The sequence below is a fragment of the Treponema saccharophilum DSM 2985 genome, from assembly GCF_000255555.1.
Classification (GTDB): domain Bacteria; phylum Spirochaetota; class Spirochaetia; order Treponematales; family Treponemataceae; genus Treponema_D; species Treponema_D saccharophilum.
On sequence record NZ_AGRW01000041.1, the window covers coordinates 119,670 to 130,277 of the forward strand.

Annotated in this window: 8 protein-coding genes; all 8 read left to right on the forward strand. The window is 58.1% G+C overall.

The features are described 5' to 3' along the window. Nucleotides 1-106: 106 nt before the first annotated feature. Nucleotides 107-1,039 carry an ABC transporter permease gene (locus TRESADRAFT_RS05145; protein WP_002703488.1) on the forward strand — a complete coding sequence of 311 codons (933 nt, stop codon included), beginning with the start codon at nt 107-109 and terminating at the stop codon, nt 1,037-1,039. Between the two features lie 11 nt (nt 1,040-1,050). Beyond that, nucleotides 1,051-1,962, forward strand: coding sequence for a carbohydrate ABC transporter permease (locus tag TRESADRAFT_RS05150; protein WP_002703489.1), 912 nt, complete (start codon nt 1,051-1,053; stop codon nt 1,960-1,962). 89 nt (nt 1,963-2,051) lie between these two features. Next, complete coding sequence (locus TRESADRAFT_RS05155) at nt 2,052-3,581, forward strand: extracellular solute-binding protein (protein ID WP_002703490.1); 1,530 nt, start codon at nt 2,052-2,054, stop codon at nt 3,579-3,581. Between the two features lie 75 nt (nt 3,582-3,656). Next, nucleotides 3,657-4,463 (forward strand): polysaccharide deacetylase family protein, encoded by an 807-nt coding sequence (locus TRESADRAFT_RS05160; RefSeq protein ID WP_002703491.1) that lies wholly within the window; start codon nt 3,657-3,659, stop codon nt 4,461-4,463. An 81-nt stretch (nt 4,464-4,544) separates the two neighbouring features. Beyond that, nucleotides 4,545-7,289, forward strand: a complete 2,745-nt coding sequence (locus tag TRESADRAFT_RS05165; RefSeq protein ID WP_141607180.1) for an exo-rhamnogalacturonan lyase family protein — start codon at nt 4,545-4,547, stop codon at nt 7,287-7,289. Nucleotides 7,290-7,649: 360 nt separating this feature from the next. Beyond that, the gene (gene dctP / locus TRESADRAFT_RS05170; protein ID WP_002703493.1) at nt 7,650-8,669 is read left to right on the forward strand and encodes a TRAP transporter substrate-binding protein DctP; all 1,020 of its coding nucleotides are present in this window, start codon (nt 7,650-7,652) and stop codon (nt 8,667-8,669) included. Nucleotides 8,670-8,679: 10 nt separating this feature from the next. After that, nucleotides 8,680-9,174, forward strand: coding sequence for a TRAP transporter small permease (locus TRESADRAFT_RS05175; protein WP_002703494.1), 495 nt, complete (start codon nt 8,680-8,682; stop codon nt 9,172-9,174). 1 nt (nt 9,175) lies between these two features. Next, a complete protein-coding gene (locus TRESADRAFT_RS05180; RefSeq protein ID WP_002703495.1) occupies nt 9,176-10,483 on the forward strand; it encodes a TRAP transporter large permease in 1,308 nt (435 codons plus the stop codon). The last annotated feature ends 125 nt before the right edge of the window (nt 10,484-10,608 follow it).

Sequence of the window (10,608 nt, forward strand, 5' to 3'; positions counted from 1 at the left end):
GCCGGTATGATATCATGACGCATTTTTTGCGGGCATTTCCGATTTGAGCGGGCTTGTTCCGGAGCAGGGCTTTCGGGCGGGTTCAATAAAAACGAGGAGGCACATCATGCCAAACGAAATCGAAGCGGTGAGAAAACGCAGTTTCCTCGCCTATTTTCTCCAGCACCGGTGGCTGTATATCATGCTCATCCCTGGTGCGCTTTATTTCATCATTTTCAGATATGCGCCGATGTTTGGGCTTTCGATGGCGTTCCAGCAGTACAGCCCGTTCCGCGGAATTCTCGGCAGCAAATTCGTCGGGCTGCTGCACTTCAAGACGTTCTTCACGGGAACGGATTTCTGGATGCTGATGAAGAACACGCTGTGGCTTTCGTTCCTCAGCCTCATATTTTATTTCCCCGCGCCGATTATCCTGTCGCTGCTCCTCAACGAGATACGGCAGCAGGCGTTCAAGCGCACGATACAGACGCTCATCTACGTCCCGCACTTCATATCATGGGTTATCGTCGCGTCGATTACGTACACGCTTTTCAACGTCACCGACGGCGCCGTGAACCAGGCGCTACAGGCGCTTTCCGGGAAGGTCGTCAATTTCCTCGGGCTTCCGGATTATTTCCGCCCGATGATAATCGGCCAGCAGATATGGAAGGAGACGGGATACGGGACGATTATCTATCTCGCGGCTCTTTCGGGAATCGACATGGAGCTCTACGAGGCGGCGCGCGTCGACGGTGCCGGACGGTGGAGGATGATGTGGTACATCACGCTTCCGTCTCTCAAGCCGACAATCATAATCATGCTTATCCTCAGGGTCGGCTCCGTTCTGAACACGGGATACGAGCAGATATTCCTGATGCGGAACGCGCTGAACGTGAGCGTCGCGGAAGTTTTCGACACGTACGTCTACATGCGCGGCCTCGTGAACTCCCAGTATTCGTACAGCGCGGCGGCAGGCCTTTTCAAATCGCTTGTCAGCATGATTCTCGTACTGTTCGCGAACTGGACAGCGAAGAAAGCCGGTGAGAACGGCATCTACTAGGAGGTTTTGAGATGGCTTTTGCAAAATCACATGGTTCGAACATTGCGGTGACGCCCGGCGACAGGTTTTGGGATTATGTAATCAAGCTGTTCCTCGTCGCGATAGCGTTCATCACCGTCGCGCCGTTCATCTACGTCGTCGCAGGCTCGTTCTCGACGGAGAAGGAGCTGACGGAGCGGGCGTTCTTTCTCATCCCCAAGACGATATCGTTCAACGCGTACAAATATATCGCGCAGACGGGCGAGGTGTTCCGCGGGCTTGCGAATTCGCTGATGATAACGGTAATCGGAACCGCGTGCTCGCTCTTCTTCACCTCGACGTTCGCGTATCCGCTTTCGAAGGCGCATTTCCGCGGGCGGAAAATCATCCTGAACCTCGTCATAGTGACGATGGTTTTCTCGGGCGGCCTTATCCCGACGTTCCTCGTCGTCAGGCATCTCGGGCTTTACAACCATTTTTCCGCGCTCATACTCGTCGGGGCAATCAGCCCGTTCAACATGATAATCATGAAGAGCTTCTTCTCCGGCATCCCGAACGAGCTTGAGGAGGCGGCGACGATAGACGGATGCAACGACTGGGGGATTTTCTGGCGGATTTACCTTCCGCTTTCCAAGCCGGTTCTCGCGTCAATCGGCCTGTTCTGCGCGGTCAGCCTGTGGAACGACTACTTCAACGCGATGATTTACCTTTCCGACCCGATGAAGGAGACCGTGCAGATTGTCCTCAGGCGAATCGTCCTTCTCGCCTCGGGCGGCGACCAGATTAACAGCGCGATGTTCGATTTCGACGCGCTCGGCGCCCCGCCGGACAAGGCGGTGAAGATGGCGGCGACCGTCGTCGCCACCGTCCCGATTCTCTGCGTGTACCCGTTCATCCAGAAGTATTTCGCGAAGGGCGTGATGGTCGGCGCGGTGAAAGGCTGACGGTTTGTGAAATGCAGTATGCGCCCGGATTCCGCGCGGTTTTGCGCGCCGTTCGGGTGTGTCCGATAGACAAAGATTAGGAGGAAAATATGAAAAGAAGTGCAAGGTTTGCGGTGATGGCTTTCTCTCTCGCTGTAGTTGCGTCGCTCGTCTCGTGCGGCGGAAAAGGAAAGACGGAGGTCGGCGCGACCGGACGTCCGCGCGTCTCGTTCATGCTCGTCGATTACGAGGGAAGCCCGCTCACCGGACCGAGGGCTGAGGCTGTCAGGAACAGAATCGCCGAATATACGAACACCGACGCGGAATTCACGTTTGTCGCGTACGACAGCTATGCGGAGAAGACGGGTCTCGCGCTCGCAAGTCCCGACGACATGCCGATGGTCATGCACGTCGAGAAGCTCGACCTCGGAATTCTTGAGGCTGCGCGTGCCGGGGCTTTCTGGGATTTGAACGAATTCATCTGGGACAAGGAAAAATACCCGAACCTTTCGCAGGCGAACAGGAACGTATGCAACAACCTCATGGTTGACGGCGAGCTTATCGGATTGTACAAGGCGCGCGACATCGGAAGGTACGGAATGGGATACCGCTCCGACTGGGCGGAGAAGCTCGGCCTTTCCGAGCCGAAGTCGATTGACGACATGTACAACATGCTCTATAAGTTCACATACGGCGACCCGGACGGAAACGGGAAGAACGACACGTACGGAATCGCGATGTGCAAATACACGGGGCCGTTCGACATCATTCAGTCGTGGTTCGGCTGCGGGAACAAATGGGTTGAGAAGGACGGGAAGCTTGTTCCCGTGCACCGCACGCAGGAATACAAGGACGCGCTCGACTGGATGAAGAAAGTGTATCAGGACGGGCTCATCGCTCCTGACTGGGCTGTCCGCGACACGCAGACATGGCAGGACCAGATAAAGAAGGGCGAGGCGGGCGTTTTCGTTGACGTCATGGACGGCTCGCGGAGAATTTGGGATTACTTCGCGAACAACAACGTCCCGTCGGTCGCCGACGGCTCGAAGGTTGCTGGAATGAAGCTCGTGGGGCCGGTGAACGGAAAGACGCTCGCGACGGACGGCTTCAACGGATTCCTCGTCATCACGAAGGCGGCGAAGACGAAGGAGCAGGTCGAGGCGTGCCTCCATTTCATCGACAAGATGTGCGATGACGAGATGGTAATCCTCGCGGGCTACGGCGAGAAGGACATAAACTACACGCTCGATGATGACGGATACGTCGTCCAGACGACGCTCAAGGACCCGAGCGCGCTCAAGGCGTACGGACCGTACAACCAGACGCAGTGCTTCATCCCGCACATGCTCGTGCAGGCGAAACCGGCGCTCAGGCAGACCGAGCGCATGCAGGAGCAGCTTCGCATCGTGAAGAGCAACGAGCAGTACGCGGTTTTCAACCCGGCGCTTTCGTTCCTCACGAATTCGGCGACGTACGCGACTCAGGGCGCGATTCTTGACCAGCTTCTTTCCGACGCGCGCACGCAGTACATTTGCGGGCGCATCGACGAGAAGCAGCTGCTTGCGGAATTCGACAAATGGGACAAGCAGGGCGGCGAGGCTGTCGTGAAGGAAGTCAACGAGCAGTACGCAAGAAAATAAGTTCAGGAAATTGATTATCTGGCGCGTTCCTGCATTTGCGGGGACGCGCTTCTTTTTCGGGAGATATGTATCGGTATGAAATACAACAGGATTTTCCATTGCTTTCCGGGCGGGAAACACAAAGTCCTCACGATGAGCTATGATGACGGCAAGCGCGAGGACCGCGCCCTCGTGAAGATTTTCAACGCGCACGGAATACGGGGGACGTTCAACCTCAACGCGGGGCTTATCCCTTCCGACGCGGACCGGATACCGCTTGAAGAGATAGCCGGCTTGTACAAGGGGCACGAGGTTGCGTCGCACACGCTGACGCACCCGACAATCGGGCGCTGCGACCTTGCGCACGTCGCGCGGCAGATTCTCGATGACCGCGAGATGCTTGAGAAGGCGACTGGCCGTCCCGTGCGCGGGCTTGCGTATCCGAACGGCTCGTTCACCCCGGAGATTGAGGAAATGCTTCCCGCCTTGGGGATACGGTACGGGAGGGTCGTCGAGACGACGGGAACGTTCGCGCTTCCGAACAATCCGTACGAATGGAAGGGAACGTGCCATCACAACGGGAACCTTCTCGAAAAATGCGAGGAATTCCTTTCGCTCAAGAAGACGCAGTACCTGTACGCGATGTATGTCTGGGGGCACAGCTATGAATTCAGCGATGCCGGAAACTGGGACGTGATGGAAAAATTCTGCGCGGCTGCCGGAGGAAAAAGCGACATCTGGTACGCCACGAACATCGAGATAATCGACTGGCAGGATACGATGAGGCGGCTGCAGTTCGCGGCTGACGGAAGCTTCGTCTACAATCCGTCGTCATCGGACGCGTGGCTTTCCGTTGACGGGGAAACGGTGCGCGTTGTCGGCGGCTCTCTCGTCCGGCTCTGAGCCGCGGCGTTTTTGCTGCATGAATTGTGAAATATGAAAACGGCGCGCGGTGTTTTTGCGCGCATTTTTGAGGGGGAGAGCATGAATGATGATATGAGAGGCGGTTTTCCGTACACGCTGAAGGCGGCGAGCGGCGCGGAAATGCCGCTGGGGTTCCTTGAGGGGAGGGGGCTTTCGGGCGCGGGAGCGTCATCCTACGGAAATTTTTCGGGATACTGGAAGATGGGGGAGGTGGGAGCCGATTCCGCTTTCTCCCTTTTTGACGAAAGCGGAAGGGAATATCCCGTCCAGTCGCATCCCGCGGCTTTCTGGCCGGACGGCTCGCTCAAATGGACGTTCCACACGGCCGATTTCCGACCGGAAGAGAGAGCCGCGTTCTCCCCCGTCGTCGAGTACGGAAGGAAACCGGCGCCGCTTGTCGGTTCCGTCGTATGCAACGACGCTGGCGACAGGCTTGTAATCGACACGGGGGCAATCCAGGCGGAGGTTTTCACCTCGAAGACCCGTTCCGGCGCGTTCCTCGGAAAGACCGTAATTCTCGGGCGGACTGCAATTTCCGAGGCGCGGCTTGTCTACATCGATGAGACGCCCTCGTGCGACGGAGACGTTTTTCCGGGAATCGCTTCCGCTCCTGCGCGCTCGGCGTTTTTCGGCGCAGTTTCGGGCGCGAAAATCGAGGAAATCGGGCGTCTTCAGGCGGTAATCAGAATCGAGGGAATCCACGTCGAGGAGAAGACGGGGCGGGAGCTGATGCCGTTCGTCGTCAGGCTGACGTTCCGCCTCGGCGAGCCGTTCATCAGGATTGAGCACACGTTCACGTATACGGGAGAGCCGTCGCGCGACATGATGCGCGGGCTTGGAATCGAATTCCTGACGCCTGTTTCCGGGCGCGAGTACAACAGGCACGTCGTCTTTTCAGGCGATTTGGTCGGCGGAGAAGGGTGCCGGGCCGCCGCCCCGTTCCACGAGGCGCAGAAGATGCTCCTGAGCTGGCACCCGAAGCTCGACCCGGACGTCTATCCGAGCCAGATTGCGGGAAAGCCGCTCCTTTTCAACCCCGCGGAAAGCTCGTCGCGGGCGGTGGACAAAGTCGTCTCCTCCATTCCCGCATGGACGAGCTACCGCATGCTCGCGGACAGCGCTGACCATTGGCGCATAACGAAGGGGACGGGCAAGGACGGATGCAGCCGGATAAGCGCGGCGGAGGGAAGGCGGAGCGCGGGCGCGGCTTCGCTTTCCGGAGAGGACGGCGGAATCGTCGTCTGCATGAAGGATTTCTGGCAGAAATACCCGTCGGGAATCTGGTTCGACGCAATCGGCTCCGGCGACACGTCGGGGGACGGATGCCCGAGGACGACGGTGTGGTTCTGGTCGCCCGATGCCGGGGCGAAGGATTTCCGGCACTACGACACGGAAGGTCATTCGGGAAGCTACTACGAGGGATACGACAAGCTCGGCTCCGACCCGTTCGGAATCTCCTGCACGAACGAGATGGTAATCGGCGCGTTCCTTCCCCATGACGGGCGGATTGCGCTGAGCGGCGAGGAAATCGATGCGGTGGCGCACGACGCGCAGAAAAGCGCGCTTCTCGTCTCCACGCCCGAATACTATCACGGCACGCAGGCGTTCGGCATATGGAGCCTTCCCGATTCTGGAACGCCGGACAAGGCGAGGCTTGAGAAGCAGCTCGACGACGCGCTTTCGTTCTACAAAAAGGAAATCGAGCAGCGAAGATGGTACGGGTTCTTCGATTACGGCGATTTCATGCACACGTACGACAAGGACAGGCACTGCTGGCGGTACGACATGGGCGGGTACGCGTGGCAGAACACTGAGCTTGTCCCGACGATGTGGCTCTGGTACAGCTTCCTGAGGACGGGGCGCGAGGATGTTTTCACCATGGCGGAGGCGATGAGCCGCCATACGAGCGAGGTCGACATCTACCACGAGGGCAAATTCCGCGGTATGGGAAGCCGGCACAACGTAATACATTGGGGATGCCCGTGCAAGGAAGTGAGAATCGCGATGGCGGGGCACCACCGCTTCGCGTTCTACCTCGGCGGGGACAGGCGCTACTCCGACATTTTCGACATCGTGCGCGACGCCGATTTCTCCACGCTCGAGACCGATCCCCTCGCGATGTTCTACGACAAGGCGAAGATGAAGCTTCCGACGCACGCGAGGAGCGGCCCCGACTGGTCGACGTATACGTCGAACTGGCTCACGGAATGGGAGCGGCACCGCTCGGAAAAATACGGGCAGAAAATCAGGACGGGAATCGAGGATTTGAAGGCGGCGCCCCTCAAGCTCGTTTCTGGGAACAACTTCGAGTACGACCCCGAGTCGGGGCATTTGGGCTATATCGGCGAGTCGACCGCGGGCGGTACGCATCTGGCAGTCTGCATGGGCGGGCCCCAGACGTGGTTCGAGCTTGTCCCGCTTCTTGGCGACGACGAATGGGAGCGTATGCTTGCCGATTTCGGCTCGTTCTATTTCGCGTCGAAGGAGGAGCAGCAGGAGCGGAGCGGCGGCATTATCGGGAACAGGGAATTCTCCCTCCCGTTTATGGCGGCGGCTATGGGCGCGTTCGGCGCGAACAGGCTCGGCGACAAGAAGCTTGCCCGCAAGGTGTGGGACACGCTCCTCGCGTCGCTGAAGGGAAACGGCTCCTCCGCGGAATGCGGGAACGAGTTCGTCCCGGAAAAAGTCCCGTTCTGCTCGGACGGGCGCGGGATTGACGAGGTTCCGTGGGTCACGACGAACGTCACGGCGCAGTTCTGCCTGAACGCAATCGTGTGCCTTGAGCTTATCGGCCGCGATTTGTGATTTCACGCGCGGCTCTCTCGTCCGACACGTTAGCCGCACAGTGTCGTTCCGAACTCGTTTCGGAATCTCTGCATGTGGCACTACAATAGACCTGTTCGGAAAATTCAGTTTCTGAACAGGCCTAATATTTTTTGGGCAGCCCCATTTTTTTTGCGCGGCGGAATTCGGCATTGCACGCGCAGTGAAAATTCCGAACTCGTTTTCTCCGTTTTGACGGAATTGTGCTTGTCTGTGAACGTGAAATGCAAAGCCCTTTTTCGGAAACTGTTTACACTTGAGCAGGTTCGGACGGCTGGATAATGGGAATTCAGCCGCCCGGGCTTTTGATTCTCAAGCTAGTGTCCGAAAAAGGAGGTTTTCATGGGCATCTGGAAGAAGATGGGGCTTTGCGCGCTCGTCGCGGGGCTTGCCGTTGTCGCGGGGACGTTCGTCTCCGTGTCGCGGCGCTATATGCCTGACGGAAAGGTTATCCGGCTGGCGCACAATCAGCAGGACGGAAGCGAGATTGCCGATACGATAGCGAAATTCGCCGGCTTCGTCGCCGAAAATCCCGGGGAGGGGCTGGGGATAAAGATTTACCCGAGCGGAATCCTCGGCTCGGAGACGGCGGAGATAGAGATGGTTCAGGCGGGAATTCTCGACATGGCGAAGGTCGGCTCGCAGACGCTCGGGCAGTTCGACGACCGCTACGCCATATTCGCCGTGCCCTATCTCTTCGTCAACCAGGAGCATTATTGGGAGGCGATGGAAAAAAGCGCCGAGGTCAGGCGCCTTTTCGAGTCCACGGCGGAGCAGGGGTTCATCGCGATCGGCTATTACGCCAACGGCTCGCGGAACTACTACCTGAAGGACGACGTATGCGTCGACAGCCCGGCAAAACTCCGCGGCAAGAAAATCCGCTCCATGCCGAATTCGACTTCGATGGACATGATTAGCGCGATGGGCGCGTCTCCCGTCCCTATGAGCTCGAGCGAGACGTACACGGCGCTGCAGCAGGGTGTCGTCGACGGCGCGGAGAACACGGAGCTCGCGCTCACGGTAAACGGCCACGAGGATTTGGTCTCGTCGTACACGTACACAGAGCACCAGTATTCGCCGGACATCTACATAATAAGCACGAAGACGTGGAATTCCCTCTCCGACAGCCAGAAGGAGCACCTCAAAAAGTCGCTCGCGAAAACGAACGACAACTTCAAGGAAAAATACAACAGCATGATGGCGGCGGCGATTGCGGAGGCGGAATCGCACGGCGTCAGAATCTACAAGGATATCGACAAGACCGAGCTGATACGGTCCGTGAAGCCCATCGCGGAGGAATTCATGGCGCGGGGCGCGGAATACAGGCGGCTTTTCAGCGATATACAGAAGTACGGACTTTAGGAGGCATGGAATGAGGAAGATTGTCAGCATCCTTGACAAGGTTATAGAGTGGCTCGTTCTCGCGCTTGTCGCCTGCATGGTGCTCGGGAATTTCTGGCAGATTTTCACGCGGTTCGTGCTGAACGACGCGGCAAGCTGGACCGAGGAATTCCTGCGTTACTCGCTTATATGGCTCACGATGCTCGGCGTTCCCTACGCCTATTCGAGGAACCAGCACATAGCGATTGAATTCATCGCGCAGACGTTCAGCGCGGCGGGAAAACGGGTGAACCAGATTTTCATCGAGGTTCTCGTCCTTTTCATAAGCGTCGTCGTCCTCGTCGCGGGCGGCATTATGGTGACGATGAACGCGTCGGGGCAGGTGTCGCCCGCGCTCGGTATGCCGATGGTGTTCTATTATGCGGGCGTTCCGGTGTGCGGCGCGCTCATGATTGTCTATACGCTTCCGCGCCTCGTCGATGAGATACGTGGCGGGAAGAAGAATGCTGGTGTGGAGGCCAACTGACATGGAGATTCAGGCAGCAATTGTTCTTGTGATACTTTTTTCGATAACGCTTTCGCTGAAAGTTCCGGTTTCGTTTTCCATAATAACGTCGTCGCTCGTGACAATCGTGATGTTCCTGACGCCGAAATTCGGAGCGTTCACTGCGGCGCAGAAGCTTGTCACGGGAATCGACTCGTTCTCGCTCCTCGCCGTCCCGTTTTTCATATTGGCGGGTCAGCTTATGTCGAGCGGCGGCATCGCGCGGAGGATAATAAACCTCGCGATGCTTTTCCTCGGGCGCGTTCCCGGCTCGCTCGCGCTTACGAACATCGCGGGAAACGCGCTTTTCGGCTCGCTCTCCGGTTCGGGAATAGCGGCGGCGACGGCAATAGGCGGCGTCCTCGACCCGATGGAAAAGGAGCAGGGCTATGACCGCGGGTTCTCCGCGGCGACGAACATCGCTTCCGCACCCGTCGGGCAGCTCATCCCGCCGACGAACGCGCCGATTGTGTATTCTGCCGCGGCCGGCGGAACTTCCGTCGCGACGCTTCTCATGGCGGGATGGATTCCCGGCATTTTGTGGGCGGCGCTTTGCATGGCTGTCGCCTTCATCTACGCGAAGAAGCACGGATACGTCGTCTCGTCCGCAAAAAGGGCGGGTTTCCGCGAGGCTGCGCGAATCATACTCGACGCCATTCCGTCGCTCTTCCTTATCGTCATCATCATCGGCGGAATCCTTTCCGGCTATTTCACCCCGACCGAGGCTTCCGGCGTCGCCGTCGTGTACGCGTTCATCCTCTCGGTTTTCGTCTACAAAAGCATCCCGCTCCGCGACATAAAGAAAGTGTTCGTCAGCGCGGGAATCATGACAACGATTATCATGCTCATCATCGGCGCGTCGTCCGTCCTCTCGTTCGTGCTTTCGTTCACGGGTCTTCCGCAGGCGATAAGCGGGCTGCTCCTCGGCTTCTCGACGAACAGGATTGTCATCCTTCTTCTCATAAACATAATCCTGCTCGTCGTCGGCACGTTCATGGACATGGCGCCGGCGCTGATGATTTTCACGCCGATTCTCCTTCCCGTGGCGAAAAGCGTGGGCATGGATGCCGTCCAGTTCGGCGTGATGATGATAATGAACCTCGCAATCGGGACGGTCACGCCGCCGGTGGGCAGCGTTCTGTTCGTCGGCTGCTCGATCGCGTCGCTGAAAATCGAGGACGTGTTCAGGAAGCTCGTCCCGTACTTTGCCGCGATAATAGCGGCACTCCTTTTCGTGACGTTCGTTCCCGCGGCAAGCGGCTGGCTTCCTTCCGCGCTCGGCATGATGTGAGCGCGCGCCGCCGCCCTTTAACTGCAGCTGCCCCGCCGGAATCGGCGGGGCATTTTTTTGCGCGGCGGAATATGGTCGATTATCATGAGAAGTGCCGTTCCCATTAGAGCAGGAATGCCGCTCCC

Excerpts from the sequence above, each read along its gene's own strand:
- TRESADRAFT_RS05145 (WP_002703488.1), top strand. The coding sequence starts at position 107 with ATGCCAAACGAAATCGAAGCGGTGAGAAAACGCAGTTTCCTCGCCTAT.
- TRESADRAFT_RS05150 (WP_002703489.1), top strand. The coding sequence starts at position 1,051 with ATGGCTTTTGCAAAATCACATGGTTCGAACATTGCGGTGACGCCCGGC.
- TRESADRAFT_RS05155 (WP_002703490.1), top strand. The coding sequence starts at position 2,052 with ATGAAAAGAAGTGCAAGGTTTGCGGTGATGGCTTTCTCTCTCGCTGTA.
- TRESADRAFT_RS05160 (WP_002703491.1), top strand. The coding sequence starts at position 3,657 with ATGAAATACAACAGGATTTTCCATTGCTTTCCGGGCGGGAAACACAAA.
- TRESADRAFT_RS05165 (WP_141607180.1), top strand. The coding sequence starts at position 4,545 with ATGAATGATGATATGAGAGGCGGTTTTCCGTACACGCTGAAGGCGGCG.
- dctP (WP_002703493.1), top strand. The coding sequence starts at position 7,650 with ATGGGCATCTGGAAGAAGATGGGGCTTTGCGCGCTCGTCGCGGGGCTT.
- TRESADRAFT_RS05175 (WP_002703494.1), top strand. The coding sequence starts at position 8,680 with ATGAGGAAGATTGTCAGCATCCTTGACAAGGTTATAGAGTGGCTCGTT.
- TRESADRAFT_RS05180 (WP_002703495.1), top strand. The coding sequence starts at position 9,176 with ATGGAGATTCAGGCAGCAATTGTTCTTGTGATACTTTTTTCGATAACG.